Source organism: Natrialba taiwanensis DSM 12281 (genome assembly GCF_000337595.1).
GTDB lineage: Archaea > Halobacteriota > Halobacteria > Halobacteriales > Natrialbaceae > Natrialba > Natrialba taiwanensis.
Genome location: NZ_AOIL01000055.1, coordinates 19,582 through 37,524, shown reverse-complemented (window position 1 = coordinate 37,524; position 17,943 = coordinate 19,582). Strand labels below are relative to the sequence as shown.

Annotated in this window: 19 protein-coding genes; 12 read left to right on the top strand and 7 right to left on the bottom strand. The window is 61.3% G+C overall.

What is annotated here, in order from left to right; translation table 11 throughout:
• The first annotated feature begins 182 nt into the window (after positions 1-182).
• Positions 183-407, top strand: a complete 225-nt coding sequence (locus C484_RS17155; protein WP_006827153.1) for a hypothetical protein — start codon at positions 183-185, stop codon at positions 405-407.
• 738 nt (positions 408-1,145) lie between these two features.
• Positions 1,146-1,451 carry a hypothetical protein gene (locus C484_RS17150; protein ID WP_049915597.1) on the top strand — a complete coding sequence of 102 codons (306 nt, stop codon included), beginning with the start codon at positions 1,146-1,148 and terminating at the stop codon, positions 1,449-1,451.
• A gap of 82 nt (positions 1,452-1,533) precedes the next feature.
• On the opposite strand, the gene C484_RS17145 is transcribed toward C484_RS17150, so the two are convergent.
• From C484_RS17145 to C484_RS17140, 5 genes are all read right to left on the bottom strand, one after another.
• Positions 1,534-2,262 (bottom strand): DUF7519 family protein, encoded by a 729-nt coding sequence (locus C484_RS17145; protein ID WP_049915595.1) that lies wholly within the window; start codon positions 2,260-2,262, stop codon positions 1,534-1,536.
• Positions 2,259-3,518 (bottom strand): DUF58 domain-containing protein, encoded by a 1,260-nt coding sequence (locus tag C484_RS22495; RefSeq protein WP_083867370.1) that lies wholly within the window; start codon positions 3,516-3,518, stop codon positions 2,259-2,261. The genes C484_RS17145 and C484_RS22495 overlap by 4 nt, the downstream gene beginning before the upstream one ends.
• Entirely contained in the window at positions 3,515-4,111 is a 597-nt protein-coding gene (locus C484_RS25205) for a DUF7269 family protein (RefSeq protein WP_006827151.1), read from the bottom strand. Before C484_RS25205 ends, C484_RS22495 begins: the two co-directional genes overlap by 4 nt.
• Positions 4,108-4,824: a DUF4129 domain-containing protein gene (locus tag C484_RS23150; protein WP_152422731.1), complete on the bottom strand. Its 717-nt coding sequence runs from the start codon at positions 4,822-4,824 to the stop codon at positions 4,108-4,110. Before C484_RS23150 ends, C484_RS25205 begins: the two co-directional genes overlap by 4 nt.
• A 429-nt stretch (positions 4,825-5,253) precedes the next feature.
• The gene (locus tag C484_RS17140; protein WP_006827150.1) at positions 5,254-6,690 is read right to left on the bottom strand and encodes an NUDIX domain-containing protein; all 1,437 of its coding nucleotides are present in this window, start codon (positions 6,688-6,690) and stop codon (positions 5,254-5,256) included.
• Between the two features lie 107 nt (positions 6,691-6,797).
• Between C484_RS17140 and C484_RS17135 the strand changes: the two genes are divergently transcribed.
• From C484_RS17135 to C484_RS17105, 7 genes are all read left to right on the top strand, one after another.
• Positions 6,798-7,337 (top strand): ribbon-helix-helix protein, CopG family, encoded by a 540-nt coding sequence (locus tag C484_RS17135; protein ID WP_006827149.1) that lies wholly within the window; start codon positions 6,798-6,800, stop codon positions 7,335-7,337.
• 141 nt (positions 7,338-7,478) lie between these two features.
• Positions 7,479-8,684 (top strand): Nramp family divalent metal transporter, encoded by a 1,206-nt coding sequence (locus C484_RS17130; protein ID WP_006827148.1) that lies wholly within the window; start codon positions 7,479-7,481, stop codon positions 8,682-8,684.
• A gap of 97 nt (positions 8,685-8,781) precedes the next feature.
• Entirely contained in the window at positions 8,782-10,950 is a 2,169-nt protein-coding gene (locus C484_RS17125) for a hydantoinase/oxoprolinase family protein (RefSeq protein WP_006827147.1), read from the top strand.
• The gene (locus tag C484_RS17120; RefSeq protein WP_006827146.1) at positions 10,947-12,656 is read left to right on the top strand and encodes a hydantoinase B/oxoprolinase family protein; all 1,710 of its coding nucleotides are present in this window, start codon (positions 10,947-10,949) and stop codon (positions 12,654-12,656) included. The genes C484_RS17125 and C484_RS17120 overlap by 4 nt, the downstream gene beginning before the upstream one ends.
• Positions 12,649-13,485, top strand: coding sequence for a maleate cis-trans isomerase family protein (locus C484_RS17115; protein WP_006827145.1), 837 nt, complete (start codon positions 12,649-12,651; stop codon positions 13,483-13,485). Before C484_RS17120 ends, C484_RS17115 begins: the two co-directional genes overlap by 8 nt.
• Positions 13,486-13,570: 85 nt before the next feature.
• Entirely contained in the window at positions 13,571-14,353 is a 783-nt protein-coding gene (locus C484_RS17110) for a coenzyme F420-0:L-glutamate ligase (protein WP_006827144.1), read from the top strand.
• A complete protein-coding gene (locus C484_RS17105) occupies positions 14,350-15,369 on the top strand; it encodes a 5,10-methylenetetrahydromethanopterin reductase (protein WP_006827143.1) in 1,020 nt (339 codons plus the stop codon). Before C484_RS17110 ends, C484_RS17105 begins: the two co-directional genes overlap by 4 nt.
• 38 nt (positions 15,370-15,407) lie before the next feature.
• Here C484_RS17105 and C484_RS17100 read toward each other — a convergent pair whose 3' ends face one another.
• Together C484_RS17100 and C484_RS23755 are read right to left on the bottom strand one after the other, a co-directional pair.
• Complete coding sequence (locus C484_RS17100) at positions 15,408-15,602, bottom strand: hypothetical protein (protein ID WP_006827142.1); 195 nt, start codon at positions 15,600-15,602, stop codon at positions 15,408-15,410.
• Between the two features lie 111 nt (positions 15,603-15,713).
• Entirely contained in the window at positions 15,714-15,872 is a 159-nt protein-coding gene (locus C484_RS23755; protein ID WP_169332882.1) for a hypothetical protein, read from the bottom strand.
• A gap of 168 nt (positions 15,873-16,040) precedes the next feature.
• Between C484_RS23755 and C484_RS22485 the strand changes: the two genes are divergently transcribed.
• The 3 genes from C484_RS22485 to C484_RS17085 all read left to right on the top strand — a co-directional run bounded on the left by C484_RS22485 (position 16,041) and on the right by C484_RS17085 (position 17,889).
• Positions 16,041-16,349: a DUF7573 domain-containing protein gene (locus tag C484_RS22485; RefSeq protein ID WP_083867369.1), complete on the top strand. Its 309-nt coding sequence runs from the start codon at positions 16,041-16,043 to the stop codon at positions 16,347-16,349.
• 95 nt (positions 16,350-16,444) lie between these two features.
• Positions 16,445-16,639, top strand: a complete 195-nt coding sequence (locus C484_RS17090) for a cold-shock protein (protein ID WP_006827140.1) — start codon at positions 16,445-16,447, stop codon at positions 16,637-16,639.
• A 245-nt stretch (positions 16,640-16,884) separates the two neighbouring features.
• A complete protein-coding gene (locus C484_RS17085) occupies positions 16,885-17,889 on the top strand; it encodes an AAA family ATPase (protein WP_006827139.1) in 1,005 nt (334 codons plus the stop codon).
• The last annotated feature ends 54 nt before the right edge of the window (positions 17,890-17,943 follow it).

Genomic DNA, 17,943 nt, shown 5'->3' with positions numbered 1-17,943 from the left:
AACGGACGTAAAATGTCCCGGGTCTAGGACACCCGAGACGTGGCTTCCAACTTGCGACCGTTCGAAGCCATGTTTGCGTACATTCTCACGGGATATAAACATCCCGCACGATTGACGCGTTGGACCGCACACGTAGCCGCCGGCGTTCGATTCTCACCCGCCGAGTTCAGCGGAGATGCAACATGACCGACGAGTTCACGTCGGACGGACCGGATGACTCGCCGGACGCGAAGACCGATGCGGAGTCCGAGCCGAGTGACGATGATGGCACGTTCCCGCGCTGTCCGCGCTGTAACACGCCCATCGTCCGGCGGACCATGATCGGGCCGGGCGAAGCCGTCGCCGGTCCCTGCGGCTGTCGCGTCGCTCCCGTCGTCGAGACGAAATCCGAACCCGACTCGGAGTAAGACCGCGAGACGAGTTCGTCCGAACTGAACTCGGGTCGCGGCGGCCAGCCGAGTTGGCGGTAAGAGCCGAAAGGACCACCACAACCAGCGGAACCCCACCTGCCGCTACAACTCGGCCCGCAAACGCGACGACCGAGTGAACTCGATTAGAATCGGAATTCGAGCGGTGCCGTTTCTCAGAATCGATTCAGAGCTTGCAACAGAGGAACAAAGCAGGATTACTGGCGGTTTAAATAGCCAGTCACCGCTTGATGAGCGGTTCTTACTGACGAGGCGTGATTACGTGCCGCTGATCGTCAACCGATTATCCATGAGTACAATTAATAGAACTACATATAGAATCACCCTTGGTGATGTCTTTTAGCGTTGCTGTCTATTTACTAATTGGACCGAGATTGCTATTATCCGTGGATTCGATAGTTTCTTATTGTTTTCTGATGTTAGTTTCCGTGTATGTCGACAGATAAAAGTCGAAGACGTGTGTTACAAGCGATTGGTAGTACAGGAGTCATCAGTATGGGAATGAGTGGAATCGGTTCCGCAAATAGATATAGCGCAAGCAACGTGCCGGTGGATTTGACTCAGTCTCAAGCCAGTAAAACGCTTGATCAGTACGCAGAAAGTACTCTCAAACTTCTGAGTGAAGAAGGCATTATTGACCGGCCATCAATACCCGAAACCAGACTCAAACCACGGAGTGTGAGTGATATCGCTTCCGGTTCGTCTGGTGTGACTCGTATGATCAGTACACCCGAGGTCTTACTGGTATCGACGAACATTGGTGAGAGAACGCTTAATATCTTCATTGACGAGGAGAATAAGGCGTCGTATGCAACTATCGAGTCAGAGGGAGACTATACCGTGTACCACCCAAGCGAAGGTCAAATTGATCTAGCGGACGAAGAGAAGATAACACCCGCTGATGACTGTGAGGATGAATGTATTGACCCTGAGGGGTGTCTCGGAGAAGGAACGTACGAAGTTCGGATTCCAATCCCGCTCCTCCCCGTCTGTAATGTCGATGTCCAATGTGGTTGTCCATAGAGGGAGTCCTACGGCATAGATAGTTGCAGATAGAACTAGGTGTAAATTCACGGAACGTTTAATTTTATAAATAGGTTCCAATTTACTCCTGTGGCTCCGGCAGTTGCGGAAAGTGAGCGAGAGCGACAGCAAACGCGATAGTTGCGGCCAACGCGAGCGCTAATCCTACGAGAGAGGAGCGATGAACTGAGATCTGAGAGACAGCAATCGTGAGCATAATTGCCGCAATTGCTACAGCAGAGCTCGCTGCGATCCCTACTATTTCCACTGAAATCGTCTCAGCAGTATTTCCAACCTGGGTACCGAGTGTAATTGCACGTCTGGATGCATCCCAGGAGAGAAATACCATCGTTACAGCTATCACCGACCGCCAAAGCGGTGGTGAATCAATAATAGCATTTGCGGCCACACCGATAAATACGAACACAACACCAGTAAGTGTGAGACACTGCGTGAACTTCCTGTATACCGGAAAGACACCCATCGTCAACAGCAACATCCCAAGTCCACATGAGAAGTATGTAAGTAAGATTGAAAATGGCAGTGGAATCGCTATAACGCCAACGAGTGCTGAAGTGGCGACGATGAGGCCGAGTAAAGTAAGTGCTTTCCCAGTGAGTTGGTTAGTACGTTGCCGAAGCAATATACCACTACTATAGAGTGTTAGTCCTGTCGCCTCTAAGAGAAAGGGTGCGGTCTGTATTGGCCCGACAGAACCGGCAAAACAAGCGCCAAGAATTGTGATGAACGCAACACTAGCACTCACTCGTGTCGGTGACGGGTTTTGCGGATTATTTGGAAGGCCACTCATGGATTTACTGTGCTGTATAGTGCTGTTTCAAGTGGGGTCTTTGGATTCCAATCAATAACTGAAATAGGTGTTCGGCGAAGAACATTAATGCGGTTGGTCCGTTGCAGTCGTGCGAGTTCTGTTCCCAAAGATCCAGTAGTTGTCACGTCCGGAGAAAGAACAGTTACTGAATGGCCAGTTGCTCGGAGTACTTGTGCTGTCTCGAGTGGAACGTCGTCAACTAATGGAGAAAGGAGAATGATACTCGTATTCTTGGCAATTTTTGTTTTAAGTGAATTCATCTGCATATCAACATTATTTTTCGTTCCGTTTCGTGAGGGTGGTTTTAGTGGAAGTATGTCGGTATCATCTAATGTACGTTGTAATATCGTACTGTGGTGAGAGCCAGTATTTGGGGCAATCCAGTAATGGTCAGGTCCAAGAACCAAGAGTCCAATTGGTTCATCCGATCTCGAGACTGTGCCAAGCAGTTCACGTGCCGCAGCGCGTTCGTAAAAAACAGCATGAGGTTCGGTTCTGCTAGAGGAGCGATAACAGATAGCCCGGGCATCGATACAAAGAATGACTGCTCGGGATCGGTCTTCTCGAAAGCTAATCGTCGTTAATTCCTTGTCTCGAGCATAGCGGTTCCAGTCGATTCTGTTCGGTGGATCGCCAAATCGGTAGGAGCGGACCTTTGAGAATTCTATTCCAGTTAAACCGTTGGTGGCGACAGTAGACCCTGCGTGCTGATGTGCTATGTGGCCCAGGGAAATCGTTTGAATCGGGGAACGACAGGTGAGTTTTGTTTCTACCGTTATGGTCGTCTCGACTGCAACGCTGCTACTTATGTCTCTGAAAACGATAGTTGCTGGTTGAAAACAGTGGACCCCGTGCTTTGCTGTGACTGTATAGGAGAATGTCGTTTCTTCGCCAGACCCGAGTGCTGTTGCGTGCCGAGCTGAACCGTTCTCAACCGACAGCATTAGGGGAATACCATCAACAATACTAACGTTTGAGAGCGTCTGTTCGCCAGTATTCCGGAGTGTAACCAGAATCTCGACTTCTTCCCCGTGCGATGGATTATTCGCTTTTATTTCCCTTTCAATATCAAGTGTCGTGTTTGGCACAGAATGTAAGTGCGAATAAATAGTGAAGACAACGCCAGGTATCGCTAAGAACAGTAACTTTGATTCCGCCAATAGAACACCAGTTCCACTCGTGAGTAAAGCAGCGACCAGAGCGATATTCCAGCGCGTTGTTCGGTGTGTTGTCACTGTTGATTCTTCGCTTCTTCATCGAAAGTCTGTATCGCTCGGACAGTTTGTCGAACTTGTCGAGGAAAGTACACTCGCTCTATGATCGATTGAAGACGAGATGACTTCAGTTCGGATTTGTTTTCTATACGAACGAATGTTGTAGCGACTGAGTTATCTGTCCACGTTTCCCGCTTAATCTGTTCACAAGCACTAGCAGTAGTGCAGTCTGTTGTTCGAACGATCGTTTGTATTGTTGTTTCTCGTAACTGGGACCGGATCCGTTGACGCCGAGCAGGCGGTAGTGATGCTGGCCATCGCCTATCCAGAATTTGTTCGAACTCGTAACCGGGAGGAGAGACTGAAGGCATGGTTTCTGGCGGTTCGTTTTCTTCGTTCGAACGAACTGGTTCATTAAGTAGAATGAATGGGCTGAGTAAACAAGCAATCGTAAACACTACTGTGAAGAATGTAACGAGAAGCAACTCTCCATCCCATGGCCACTGGGCCCACTCCTCAACGGTTGGAAAGAATAAGACTAGTAGGGCAGTACAGAGCGTAGAAATGCCGATTATCACAAAGAACCCTCGAATAATCGAAGATGGGTTTTTCATCTAGTGTCACCTTCAAGTCGTTCGAACTCGCGCTTTGCTTTTCGTTCCCGGTCAGTAGTCACGGTTACACCGCCATATTGAGTCTCTCTAAACAATTTTGTTAATGATTTTACAGCCTCCTCGTTGTACCCAGCGGCAAGCGCAGCATCAGCCCATTCTTCGGTTGTTCGAGAATGGGGGTTGGAAACATCGATTTTCTTAACCATTTCGAGCCATGCTTCTGCCACACTGTTTTCCGGCGCAGTAGGTGGCCAACTATCGTTCGAAGAGCGCGACTGTGAGGTCTGTTTTGTAGAGTGTAACCCATTAATCATAAATGCCGTTCTAGGATAAGCATTTATTTTTGGTAGATGATGTGAGGTGAGTAGAGCAATTACCGTGACGACACCGAGTATAACCAGTGGAAAAGCTACTGAACGAATAGTAGTAAAGGCGAGGTTGAGTATCTCAATCCAGGATCCTGCTCCGTTTTCAGGGCTATAACCACCAATGTTTATGCCCAAAAAGTCAAGGAGTGAATTAATCAACAGTAAAAGAACGCCCCAGAGGGAGAGACCAGAGTTACTATTACTCTCTGTAGGAACGGCGTATGAAGAGTCTATCGGCGTTGATTCAAGTACATTAGCTGCGATCCCAAGCGTTAGAATTAGAAGGAGAGCAGCTATGATTAAAAGGGCGTTCTGGTGACGAGACCTGATATTAATACCATACATAGTTTATTTTAAATGAATACTATGATACATACTACCGTAGTTATTTCCTGATTGATGGATTTGTCCCCCTAATAGAACTGACAGAACTCCATGACGCCAATAACTGATGTGTTAACAAACTAATCTTGTAGGGAAGTTCACCGCTGATTTCACTAAGGACCGCTATATAGTTGGAGTGCGCTTGAGACGTAGTCATCAAACACATTTCCTGTTTGTCATCCAGACATTTATATTTTAGAGATTAGTCTATTTCATCTCCCTTACTGGGGTAGATATGCGGAGTCGTCACACAGTCACTAGAATACTATTCGGGTGTATCAAACGTCCTATCTAATCTCATAAACAGTATCTAGAGACCTGCGAGTTATCGTCCAACCGGCGGTCATCTACCGCACAGGATATGGTTCAATTTGGCTATTAGAGTCGCGGTCACTCCGCCATCGACAAACCGTGTTCGCGCCAGTCCGCGAGTTCAGTGAACTCGTCGGCGACCGCCTCGATGTCTGCGGCGTCGAGCACGCCCCGCTCCGTACTGAACGCGGTGATGTACTCGGCGGGCGTCACGTCGAACGTCGGATTCAAAACGTCGAGGTCGCAGTCGCCGTCGTAGACGGTGTCCTGGGAGCCGGATTCCAGGTTCACGTCCTCGCGGGTCGAGACCTTATCAGCGGCAGCGACGACCGTGACGGGCACGTCCGCCCGCGCGGCGGCGACGGCGAGCGTTCGCGTGCCGGTCTTGTTCACCGTGGCACCGTCGGGACGGACCGTATCCGCACCGACGAGCACCCGGTCGACGGCCTGGGTCGCGAGCACGTGGGCAACCGCGGCGTCGGTGTGGACCGCGATCGGACAATCCAGTTCGGCAGCCAACTGTTCGGCCACGTCGATCCCCTCCCGAGCGGGCCGGGATTCGGCGACGAACACCCGCGACGGCGACCCGTTCCGCAGCGCATCGAGGACGGTTCCCGACCGCGAGAGGGTCATCACGGTTCCCTCGGTGAACTCGCTTGCGGCCGCTGCAGCCTCCTCGTCGGCGGCCGTCGCGCGGTCGATACCGGCGACGGCGGCGGCGAGGACGGCGGGTGCGCCGGCGACCGCAGCCGCGTCGTCGGTGTCGACGGTTCCACTTGCGTCCGCCATCGCTCTGTTGACCCGATTTCGGAGGACGGCCATCGACGGCCGAGCCTCGAGCAGCCGGCCCGCCAGCGCCGCGAGTTCGTCCCACTCGTCTTCGGGCCGGGCGGTCCCCGCCTCGTCTCCGTCCGCGGCTTCGTTCCCGTCCCCGCCGTCGTCCCGCTCGGCGACCAGCAACCCCGCCCGATCCCGCAGAACTTCGAGCGCGCGGATCGAAAGGGCTGCAGCGCCGTGCTCGTCGTCCGCTGCGATCGATCGGACCGTCGGTGCCACCCGCTCGTAGGCCGGCCACAGCGCCGGCACCGTCTCGCGGTCGTCGGCCGGATCGACGATCGCCGTCGGCGGGAGCCACCTGAACTCGTCGTGTTCCTCGCTCAGGTCGATTTCCCGGTGGTCCACGTCGAAGAGATATGGGTGGACGGTCCACTCGCGGTCGAGATCCGGATCGGTGACCGTCACCGGGCGACCGGCGCGGACGAGTTCACAATCGTCGTCGTCGAGGCCGGTTTCCTCGCGGATTTCGGTACGAACCTGGCTGTCGGGATCGCCCTCGGCGAAGCCGGAGACGCCGCCCCACTGACCCGAATAGGTGCCGACGGCGTCGCTGCGACACAAGAGAAGGATCTCGCCGCGGTTGCGGAGGAAGGCGGTGACGACATCGGCCTGGGTCGGCTCCGTCGCCGGGTCGGTGTCGTCGGTCGCATCCGAAGCGTCGTTCATATCCGATTCCATGGCGGCAACGGGGGAATCGCTTTCGGGATCGGGGTTCGAGCGGGTTGGAAATGCAACCGCTGCGCGGATGACGTGAGCTATACCCGTCTCGAGTTCGACGAGTCAGTATGACACAGCGCGTAACGGTATCGCTTGACGAGGAGTCAGCGGCCGCCCTCGAGACGCTGGTGACCGAGACGGGTGCCGGGCAGAGCGAGGTCGTCCGCCGCGCGCTCGCCTTTTACGCGGCGAACTTCGAGGCGGCGAATCAACAGCCCAGCGACAATTTAGAGCAGTACTACCGAATGCTGGCGTCGGGAGAGCACGTGTTGCTCGATGTCGACTTTCTGCACGCTTTTCTCGAGTTCTGTTACGACGGCGGCGACCCGGATCCGGCGTTCGTCGAGGCGGCCGATCGCGTTTCGGAGTACCATTCCCGCGAGTATGCAGATCGGTTCGAGACAGTCGGCGAGGTCCTCGAGTGGCTCTCGTTTTGCGGCTTTCTCGAAGTACGCCGCGAGGACGCCGACTATCACCTCGTCTTTCCGTCGGAGGCGATCCGCTGGTTCATGACGCGCTTCATCGAGCGCAGCACCGCCACGTTCCCGACCGAGATCGATATCGAGCAGGGCGTCTCGAAGGCGATTATCACCGAGCACGTCGACTGATCGGCCCGCCCGCGGCGAACGGGAAACGTTCACACGAGTTCATACGAACGGCTGCCGCTGACAGAACTCGGGGCGCGTGTATGATCGACTCTTAACAACGTTTTTGACTCGTTCGGAGAGCGATATGTGTGTACAGATACCATGGGCATTCTGGAGCGATTGAAAGCGATTGGACCGGGCGCACTCGTCGCGGCCGCGTTCGTCGGACCGGGAACGGTGACGACGGCGAGCGTGATCGGTGCTGAGTACGCGTACGTGCTCGTCTGGACGATCGCGTTTTCGATTCTGGCGACGATGGTCTTACAGGAGATGAGCGCGCGGCTCGGCCTGATAACCGCGGAGGGACTGGGCGAAGCGTTTCGAAACGAGTTCTCGAATCCGATCGCGAAGGGCGCGACCGTTGCGCTCGTCGTGAGCGCGATCGGGATCGGAACGGCAGCCTTTCAGACCGGCAACATCGTCGGGGGCGCTGCCGGCCTTGCGACGATAACCGGCGTGAGCGAGAGCGTCTGGGGTCCCCTTATCGGGTTCGTGGCAGCCAGCTTGCTGTGGTCGGGAAACTACAAACTGATCGAGCGGGTCTTCATCGGCCTCGTGATCGTCATGGGGCTCGCGTTCGTCCTCAATGCGATCATCGTCCGCCCGGATCTGGGCGCGCTGTCGGACGGACTCGTGCCGACGATTCCCGACGGGTCGGCCTACCTGATCGCCGGACTCATCGGGACGACCGTCGTCGGCTACAACCTCTTCTTGCACGCGAGCACCGTCCAGGAGCGCTGGGACGGCGCGGCCGATCTCGCCGAGTGTCGGACTGACACGATTTTGATGGTCACCATCGGCGGGCTCATCACGACATCGATCGTCGTCACGGCCGCCGCGGTGTTTCCCAGCGGGACCGAGATCGACGACGTCGGGGCGATGGCAACGCAGCTCGAGCCGGTCTTCGGCGGCTACGCGCTGACCTTCTTCGCGATCGGGCTCTTCGCAGCCGGATTCACGAGTTCGATGAGCGCGCCGCTTGCCGGGGCCTACGCGACGGCCGGCGCGCTCGGCTGGGAGCGCGATCTGACGGCGACCCGGTTCCGAGCGGTCTGGATGACGATTCTGGGGACCGGGATCGTCTTCTCGGCGCTGGATTACAACCCGATCACCGTGATCGTCTTCGCGCAGGTCGCCAACGGACTGCTGTTGCCGATCCTCGCCGTCTTCCTCACCTACGCGATGAACAACGAGGGGCTGCTCGGCGAGCACACCAACAGCCGGCTCCAGAACGCACTCGGCGGGTTCGTCACGCTCGTCGTGATCGGGATCGGGCTGCAGACGCTGTACGACGTGCTCTTCGCCTGACTATGCACCCACAGCTACGACAGCGACAACACGACCACCACCTGAACTCGTCTCACCACGACGCACGGACACGCAGAACAGTTTCCTATTCGACGACATGAGCGATTCACATACCTCTGACACGAACACGGACGTATCGATGGCACACAGCGACTCGGCGGCTCGGAACGCGGGGACCGACGCCGTTCGAATCGGCGTCGACGTCGGCGGCACCTTCACCGACGTGGCTCTCTCCGTGGGTGACAGCCTCGTCACCGCGAAGGTGCCGACGACGGACGAACAACACGTCGGCGTCCTCGAGGGCATTCGAAAGGCCTGCGCCGAGGCGGGCATCGACCCGAGCGACATCGACGAGTTCGGTCACGCAATGACCGTCTCGGTCAACGCCCTCTTAGAGCGCGGGGGCGCGAAGACGGCGCTCGTCACCACGTCGGGATTCCGGGACGTGCTCGAGATCGGCCGGCAGGACCGGCCCGCGCTGTACGACCTCGACGCCGAGAAGCCCGAACCGCTCGTTCCGCGCGAGTTGCGCTTCGAGATCGACGAGCGAACGACGGTCGACGGGATCGAGCGGGCGGTCGACCCCGACGAGGTGCGCGAACTCGCGGCGACGCTGCGCGACCGGGAGGTCGAATCCGTCGCCGTCTGCCTGTTGCACGCCTACGCCGACCCCGCGAACGAACGGGCCGTCGCCGAGACGCTGCGAGACGAACTCGACGTGCCGGTCTCGGCCTCTCACGAGGTGCTCGCCGAGTTCCGCGAGTTCGAGCGCACGTCAACCACCGCGGTCGACGCCTACGTCCGGCCGGCGATCGACCGCTACGTCGGGCGGCTGGTCGATGAGGCCGCGGAGGCGGGGATTCCGGCCCCGCGGATCATGCAGGCGAACGGCGGCATCGCGGACCCCGAGACCGTCCGCGAACACGCCGTCACGACGGCGCTCTCCGGACCCGCCGCGGGCGTCGTGGGTGCTGCGGCGACGGTCAGTGACGGAGAGACCGACGCTGCGAGCGCGGACGCCGACGAACCCGGCGGCGACGCGATCGACGGACTCGTCACCTTCGACATGGGCGGCACCTCGAGCGACGTGAGCCTCGTCCGCGACGGTCGAGCGGAGCGGACGACCGACGCCGAGATCGATGGCCTCCCGATCCGAACGCCGATGGTCGACGTGAACACCGTCGGTGCCGGCGGCGGCTCGATCGCGTGGGTCGACGGCGGCGGGGCGCTTCGAGTCGGCCCCCAGTCCTCGGGCGCACAGCCCGGCCCCGCTTGCTACGGCCGCGGCGGGACGCGGCCGACCGTCACCGACGCCAACGTCGTCCTCGGCTACATCGGCCCCGACACCGCCCTGGGCGGCGAACTCACACTCGACGTGGACGCGGCCCGCGACGCCCTCGCGCAACTGGCCGACGAAGCCGGGCTTCCCGACGCGCTCGCGGCCGCCCGCGGCGTCTACCGCGTGGCCAATGCGACGATGACCCGAACGATCCGCAGCGTCACCGTCGAACGCGGCCACGACCCGCGCGAGTTCGCGCTCGTCGCCTTCGGCGGCGCGGGGCCGCTGCACGCCGTCGCGCTCGCCGACTCGCTCGACGTTGACCGCGTCGTCGTCCCGCGACCGGGCGGGGTCCTCTCGGCGTTCGGCCTCCTCGCCGCCGACGAGAGCTACGACGCCGTCCGCACCGTCGGCGTCGACCTCGAGACGGCCGAGCCGGAGACCATCGAGTCAGTCTCCGACGAACTCGTCGCGGACGTGCTCGCGGAGACGTCGGACCCCGACGCGGCGCGCGTCGAGCGCACGGCGGACTGTCGGTACGACGGCCAGAGCTTCGAACTCTCCGTTCCGATGGCGAACGGGTTCGACGCGGCGGCGGTCGCAGAGCGGTTCCACGAAGCCCACGAGCGCGCCTACGGCTACGCGCTGGACGAACGGATCGAGGTCGTCAACCTCCGCGCGACGGCGACCGTCCCCGGAACCGATCCGACCGTCCGCCACGCAGGACGCGGCGACGCCCGCGTCGGCACGCGGACGGCCCACTTCCCTGGCTTCGGCCTCGAAGCGGAATCGAAATCGAAATCGGAACCCGAGCCCCGGGAGACGACCGTGTACGACCGCGACCGCCTTGCACCGAACGCGACGATTGCCGGCCCGGCGATTCTCGAACAGGACGAAAGCACCGCCGTCGTCCCGCCGGGGTGGACGGGACGGTGCCTGGCGGACGGAACGCTCGTCGTGACGCGGACGGAGGTGACCGAAGAATGACGACCGACAACACTGAACTCGACAACGCCGAAACCGACGGCACCGACCGACCGAACGCCACAGCCCCCGAAACCGACGGCGATATCGACCCGGTGACGCTCGAAGTGCTTCGCAACCAGCTTGAGAGCATCGCCGAGGAGATGGGCCAGACCCTGATCCGCGGCGCGTACTCGCCGAACATCAAGGAGCGCCGGGACTGCTCGACGGCCCTGTTCGACGCCGACGGGCGAATGATCGCCCAGGCCGAACACATCCCGGTCCACCTCGGCGCAATGCCCGCCGCCGTGGACGCCGTCCTCGAGTTCGATCCGCGACCCGGCGACGTGTTCGTGCTTAACGACCCCTTCCGGGGCGGGACGCACCTGCCGGACGTGACGATGGTCTCGCCCCTCGCCGCGGACGGCGACATCGTCGGCTACGCCGTCTCCCGCGCCCACCACGCCGACGTGGGCGGCATGACGCCCGGAAGCATGCCCGCCGGCGCGGAGGAGATCTACCAGGAAGGACTTCGACTCCCGCCGACGCGACTCGTCGAGGCCGGCGAGGTGCGCGAGGACATCCGGTCGCTCATCCTCGCGAACGTCCGCAACCCCCGCGAGCGACGCGCCGACCTGCGCGCCCAACTCGCCGCGAACGAGCGCGCCCAAAAGCGACTCGCCGCACTGTTCGACCGACACGGCCGCGACACCGCTCTGGCGGGATTCGACGCCGTCATCGACTACTCGCGCGAGCGCATCGAGAGTGAACTCGAAACCCTTCCCGACGGTACCTACGAGGCGACCGACGTGCTCGAGGGCGACGGGGTGACCGACGACGACATCGAACTCGCGGTGACGGTGACGGTCGACGGCGCGACGATCGACGTCGACTTCGACGGAACCGACGACCAGCTCGCGGGAAATCTCAACGCGCCGCTCGCGGTCGCGAGGAGCGCGGTGTACTTCGTCGTCCGGTGTCTCACCGATCCCGAGATTCCGCCGAACCACGGCTGTTACGAGCCGGTGAGCGTCCGCGCTCCCGAAGGGACGCTCCTGAATCCGGAGCCCCCCGCGGCGGTCGTCGGGGGAAACGTCGAGACCAGCCAGCGGGTGACGGACGTGGTCTTTACCGCGCTCGCGAGCGCCGCGCCGGACCGCGTCCCCGCACAGGGCCAGGGCACGATGAACAACCTGACCATCGGCGCGCGGGACGGCTCGTTCACCTACTACGAAACCATCGCCGGCGGCTTCGGGGCACGCGCCGATCGCGACGGCATGGACGGCGTCCAGGTCGGCATGACGAACACGCTCAACACGCCCGTCGAATCGATCGAGACGGAGTACCCGCTCCGCGTCGACCGCTACGGGCTGCGCGAAGATAGCGGCGGCCGCGGCGAGTTCCGTGGCGGCTGTGGACTCGAGCGCACCGTCACCGTCAAACGAGACGCGACGGTATCGCTTTTGACCGAGCGCCGACGCCACGCGCCCGACGGCGTCGCGGGCGGCGAGAGCGGCGCGACGGGCGAAAACCTGATCGACGGGGAGGCGGTGCCCGCGAAAACGACGGTCGATGTCGAGGCAGGAACGACCGTCACCGTCCGGACGCCGGGCGGCGGCGGCCACGGCGAGCCAGCAGCACGAGACGCCACGGCGCTCGAAACCGACGGGCGAGTCGAGGAGGAACGCGACGTGAACGCAGCAGCTGACGATGCTGATACCGATGAGTGAGACAGACCCCGACGGGAACCAGCGCGGTCGAATCGGCCTGATCGTCCCCTCGTCGAACACGACGGCCGAACCGGAGTTCCGGGCGGCGCTTCCGGCCCCCGTGTCCGTCCACGGTGCGCGGATGTCCCTCGAATCGGTAACCGTCGACGAACTCGACGCGATGAGCGACGACGCGGCCCGCGCGGCCGAACTGCTCGGTCACGCCGACGTTAACGCGATCGCCTACGCCTGCACGACCGGCAGCCTGTTGCACGGGCCCGGTTTCGACACCGAACTCGAGGCGACCATCCGGGAAGCGGCGGGCGTTCCGGCGGTCGCGACAGCACGATCCGTTGTCCGCGCGCTCGAGTTCATCGACGCGACGCGAATCGCCGTCGTCACACCGTACACTGCTGACCTGGACGAGAAAGAACGGGGGTTTCTCGAGCAACGCGGCTTCGACGTCGCGACGATCGACGGGCGCGGACTCGAGCGAAACACGGCCATCGGCGCGCTGGACGAGACCGAGGCGTTTCAACAGGTGGTCGACCACGTCGGGCAGTACGATTCGAGCGGCCTCGACGCGATCTTCGTCTCGTGTACCAACTACCGTTCGCTCGCCGCCGTCGACGATCTCGAGTCGGAACTCGGTATCCCGGTCGTCACGAGCAACGGAGCGACGCTGTGGGATCTCGCGCGGGTTGCCGATTTCGAGAGCGAGAGCGAACGCGAAAACGAGAACGAGAGCGAACGCGCGAGTACGAGCGTGAGCGCGAGCGAGGCTGACCCCGGGTGCGAGAACCGACTCACAATCGATGGGCCGGGAGCGCTCTTCGAACGCGATCGATAAGCGACGAGCGGGTGACGCGCTGCCGACCGCTGGTTCGATTCTCCGGTGACGGTGCGTTTTTGGCGGTACTCGCCCACCCACCGATATGGAACTCACACCAGTGGCGGGCCTGCCCGAGATCCGCCCCGGCGACGACATCGCCGAACTCGTCGCGGATCAGGCAGGGGACACCCTCGCCGAGGGCGACGTGCTCACCGTCGCCAGCACGATCGTCTCCAAGGCCGAGGGGCGAACGGCCGACCTCGACGACTACCCGGTCAGCGGCCGCGCGCAAGAACTCGCCGACCGCATCAGCGACCTCACCGGCGAGGAGAAGGACCCCCGATTCGCACAGGCCGTTCTCGAGGAAAGCACGGAACTGCTGATCGACGCCCCCTTCCTGCTCACCGAAACACGATTCGGTCACATCTGCGTGAACGCGGGCATCGACCGCTCGAACGTACCCGATCACGACCTGTTGCTCCTGCCGAAACGCCCGACCGAGAGCGCCGAGCGAATCCGGGACGGACTCGCCGATCGCGGCTACGAGGACGTGGCCGTGATCGTCACCGACACCTGCGGCCGCCCCTTCCGCCACGGCCAGCGCGGCGTCGCCATCGGTTGGGACGGCCTCCCCGCCAGCCGCGACTGGCGCGGCGAACGCGACCGCGACGGCCGCGAACTCGGCGTCACCGTCCAGTCCGTCGTCGACGAACTCGCGGCCGCCGCGAACCTCGTCACCGGCGAAGGGGCCGGCGGTACCCCCGCCGTCGTCGTCAGCGACTGGGCCTTCGGCGACCTCGACGGCAGCGACGAACTCTTCCGCTCGGTCGAAGACGATCTCATCAGACAAGCGCTTCGCGGATGGGAGTGGAGGGCCGACGAATGAGCACGAACGCCGATACCGAGCCGACCGTCGGCATCGAACTCACGCCCGAACACCCAGTCGATCGCATCGCCGAACTCGCGGCCCTCGCCGAGGACGAAGGATTCGACATCGCGTTCGCGAGCAGCCACTACTTCAACCGCGACCCGTTCGTGACGCTCTCGCGCATGGCCGACGCCACGGACAGCATTCGACTCGGCCCGGGCGTCGTCAATCCCTACGAGACCCACCCAGTCAAACTCGCCGCCCAAACGGCGACGATCGACGAGTTCAGCGACGGTCGTGCCGTCTTCGGTATCGGTGCCGGCGACCGGTCGTCGCTCGCAAACCTCGGTATCGAACACGAGCGACCGCTCCGGCGCGTCCTCGAAACGTTCGGCGTCGCACGCGACCTCTGGGCGGGCGAGACCGTCAGCCACGACGGGACCTTCGCGGCCAGCGACGCGTCGCTCAATCTCGAGCCAGCGTCGGGCCGGATTCCGGTCTACGTCGGCGCGCAGGGGCCGCACATGCTCCGGATGAGCGCCAAGCACGCCGACGGCGTGCTGGTCAATGCCGCCCATCCGCGCGATCTCGAGTGGGCGGCCGGCCAACTCGAACACGGACTGGACGAGCGGCCCGACGACCGCGGTGCGTTCGAAGCGCTGGCGTTTGCGAGCGTGAGCGTCGCGGCGGACGAAGCGGCGGCGCGGGAGGCCGCACGTCCCCCGGTTGCCTTTATCGTCGGCGGGGCGGCCGACCCAGTGCTCGACCGCCACGACATCGACCGCGAGGCCGCGAGTTCGGTTGGCGACGCGCTCTCGAAGGGCGATCTCACCGACGCGTTCGACCGCGTCACGCCGGCGATGATCGACGCGTTCTGTGTCGCCGGGACGACGGCGCAGGTCGCGGATCGGTTCGACGCGATGCTCGACCACGTCGACGGGATCGTCGTCGGCTCGCCGCTCGGTCCTGAACTCGATGATGCGATCGAGCGCGCAAGCGAAGCGGTTGCACGCGTCCGTGGCTCTCGTCAGTAAACGCACTCGCGTTGCGAAGAGAAACGAAGAAGACGAACTCAGTTACCGGTTACGAGACTACCGAGCGCACCGAGGGTCAGAACGCCGAAGACGCCGAGCGAGAAGACGATGAGGAGCGTTCCGACGAGAATGAGCAGCGGTGCGGCTCCCTCGCCCGTCGCGACGTTACTGAAGTACTCGTTCATCTCCATAAGGTTGTCAACGATGACGTTCAGCACTACGGCGGTTTCCATGCGTGGGGATTGTCACCGGTGGTACTTGGCCGTGCCGGTCCCGCTCCGAGGACTGTTCCGTACGATCGGCAGGGCGTTGTACGTGCCGCGATGTGAGTGCGCCGTACCCGCTCAAAAGCCGATGATCACGAAGACGATGAGGTAGGCGACGATCCCGAAGACGGCGATCCCGCCCATCCAGACTGCGACGATGATCGCCGCCTGCCGGCCCGTTATCTCATCGCCCTCCAGAACGGCACCGAGTGCAGCGAGTGATTCACGGAGCCCCATTGGTTGAGTTTCTACCAATTCAGTGAAAAAACTTTCTCCGATACCAACCTGCTAATAATCGCCATCAGTAGTAAAACGGCTCGGTATAGAGAGCAACCTGAACGACGACGCTGAGTGAGTCGGGGAAAACCACCGATAGCTAACCGACTGCCGATCATAGTCCCAGCTATGACAGATGACAGGGCGCGTTCAGACTCTCAGACGGCAGCGACCGAGGAACACGCAGACGAACCGTCCGAACGCGAACCCGCCCCGTCGGCAACGGCGACGGATACAGAGACGGACTCCTCATCCGACTCAAATACCGATCCGGACTCGGCCTCGAGTTCAAGTTCGGAGACACTGAACTCGTCGCTGGCGACGTACGCGTGGAGTCCGCCCGCGGATGCGGCGGTGTGCAGCGAGTGCGGCGAAGCGAGCACCCGCCGCTGGCGCGACGACGGGACGTTCGTCTGCCCCGCGTGCAAAACCTGGTAAGTGCCGACTGACTGCGGGTAATGGACTGTTTTCGGACGAATTCGGTGGCAATCTCCCGAACATTTATATCTCCGTCGTGAGTTTGTTGACGTGCAATGGCGAAAGGTACGGTTGCATTCTTCAACGACACCGGCGGTTACGGATTCATCGAGACCGAGGACGCGGACGAGGACGTGTTCTTCCACATGGAGGACATTGGCGGTCCTGATCTGGAAGAGGGTCAGGAACTCGAGTTCGAAATCGAGGAGGCTGAGAAGGGCCCGCGCGCGACGAGCGTCGAGCGCCTCTAGATCGGCGATCCGAAGGCAGTATCGTTCTCCGACCGTTCGTTTTTGAGTGACAACGCGACGAACAGCGGTGCGTCTGCTTACTGCCTCAGGGATGGGTGCGCCCGGTGAGACCACCCGCAAGGTGAAACACTCACTTGTCTCGACACAAAGCATATAGTTCCGACACGCGGAGGTCGCACAAGCACGATGAGTCTGCAGGTGGCGTGTGTCCGAATCTCCCCGCGAGTTCGCCCTCATTTCGACCGATGACTGACGCTGACCCGACATCCGAGACGGTACTCGAGACGCCTCCGGCCGACGAGACGGCCGTTGAGCCACTGGCGCTCTCGACGGTGGAAACGATCGGAACCGACATCGCGGAGAACGTTTCGCGCGTCATCGTCGGTCACGAGGACGTGATCGATCACGTCATCACAGCCTTGCTCGGCCGCGGACACGTCCTGCTCGATGACGTTCCCGGGGTCGGCAAGACGATGCTCGCCCGATCGATTGCGACCTCGGTGGACTGTACCTTCAGGCGAGTTCAGTTTACGCCCGATCTCCTTCCGACGGACGTGACCGGCGTGAACGTCTTCAACCAACAGACCCGCGAGTTCGAATTCCAGCCCGGCCCCATCTTCGGCAATATCGTCCTCGGCGACGAGATTAACCGCGCGCCGCCGAAAACCCAGTCGGCGCTGCTCGAGGCGATGGAAGAAGAACAGGTCACCGCCGACGGGGAGACGCGCGGGCTTCCCTCGCCGTTTACCGTCATCGCGACGCAGAACGCCATCGAGCCGAACCGGACCTACGACCTGCCCTTCGCCGAACTCGACCGGTTCATGAAGAAACTCCATCTGGGCTATCCGAGTCCCGAGGACGAAGCCGAACTGTTGGGCCGAACCGTCGGCACGCATCCGATCGATGAACTCGAGTCCGTCACCGACCGGGAAACGCTCGTTCGAGCACGGGAGGCGGTCTCGCAGGTGCAGGTTGCAGAACCGATTCGGGAGTACGTAACGCGGCTTGTCGGCCATACGCGCGAGAACGCACACATCGGCGTCAGTCCGCGAGGGGCGATTTCGCTCCTCCGGGCATCCCAGGCGCGGGCAGTCGTCGACGGCCGCGAGTTCGTCACGCCCGACGACGTACAGGTGGAGGCACCCGTCGTATTGAGTCATCGCGTAAAGACGAACGATCGTGCCCGGGACGGCAGTGATATCGTCGCGGACGCGCTCGAGCGGGTCCCGGTCGAGGAACGAGACGGATGACGCGGGAGAGACGGGTGACACGGCCGCGAGCGAAGCGAGCGCGAGCGCGATCGA

Bases quoted from the DNA above. Each gene is read 5' to 3' on its own strand.
- C484_RS17155 (WP_006827153.1), top strand. From the start codon at position 183: ATGACCGACGAGTTCACGTCGGACGGACCGGATGACTCGCCGGACGCG.
- C484_RS17150 (WP_049915597.1), top strand. From the start codon at position 1,146: ATGATCAGTACACCCGAGGTCTTACTGGTATCGACGAACATTGGTGAG.
- C484_RS17145 (WP_049915595.1), bottom strand. From the start codon at position 2,262: ATGAGTGGCCTTCCAAATAATCCGCAAAACCCGTCACCGACACGAGTG.
- C484_RS25205 (WP_006827151.1), bottom strand. From the start codon at position 4,111: ATGAAAAACCCATCTTCGATTATTCGAGGGTTCTTTGTGATAATCGGC.
- C484_RS23150 (WP_152422731.1), bottom strand. From the start codon at position 4,824: ATGTATGGTATTAATATCAGGTCTCGTCACCAGAACGCCCTTTTAATC.
- C484_RS17140 (WP_006827150.1), bottom strand. From the start codon at position 6,690: ATGGAATCGGATATGAACGACGCTTCGGATGCGACCGACGACACCGAC.
- C484_RS17135 (WP_006827149.1), top strand. From the start codon at position 6,798: ATGACACAGCGCGTAACGGTATCGCTTGACGAGGAGTCAGCGGCCGCC.
- C484_RS17130 (WP_006827148.1), top strand. From the start codon at position 7,479: ATGGGCATTCTGGAGCGATTGAAAGCGATTGGACCGGGCGCACTCGTC.
- C484_RS17125 (WP_006827147.1), top strand. From the start codon at position 8,782: ATGAGCGATTCACATACCTCTGACACGAACACGGACGTATCGATGGCA.
- C484_RS17120 (WP_006827146.1), top strand. From the start codon at position 10,947: ATGACGACCGACAACACTGAACTCGACAACGCCGAAACCGACGGCACC.
- C484_RS17115 (WP_006827145.1), top strand. From the start codon at position 12,649: ATGAGTGAGACAGACCCCGACGGGAACCAGCGCGGTCGAATCGGCCTG.
- C484_RS17110 (WP_006827144.1), top strand. From the start codon at position 13,571: ATGGAACTCACACCAGTGGCGGGCCTGCCCGAGATCCGCCCCGGCGAC.
- C484_RS17105 (WP_006827143.1), top strand. From the start codon at position 14,350: ATGAGCACGAACGCCGATACCGAGCCGACCGTCGGCATCGAACTCACG.
- C484_RS17100 (WP_006827142.1), bottom strand. From the start codon at position 15,602: ATGGAAACCGCCGTAGTGCTGAACGTCATCGTTGACAACCTTATGGAG.
- C484_RS23755 (WP_169332882.1), bottom strand. From the start codon at position 15,872: ATGGGGCTCCGTGAATCACTCGCTGCACTCGGTGCCGTTCTGGAGGGC.
- C484_RS22485 (WP_083867369.1), top strand. From the start codon at position 16,041: ATGACAGATGACAGGGCGCGTTCAGACTCTCAGACGGCAGCGACCGAG.
- C484_RS17090 (WP_006827140.1), top strand. From the start codon at position 16,445: ATGGCGAAAGGTACGGTTGCATTCTTCAACGACACCGGCGGTTACGGA.
- C484_RS17085 (WP_006827139.1), top strand. From the start codon at position 16,885: ATGACTGACGCTGACCCGACATCCGAGACGGTACTCGAGACGCCTCCG.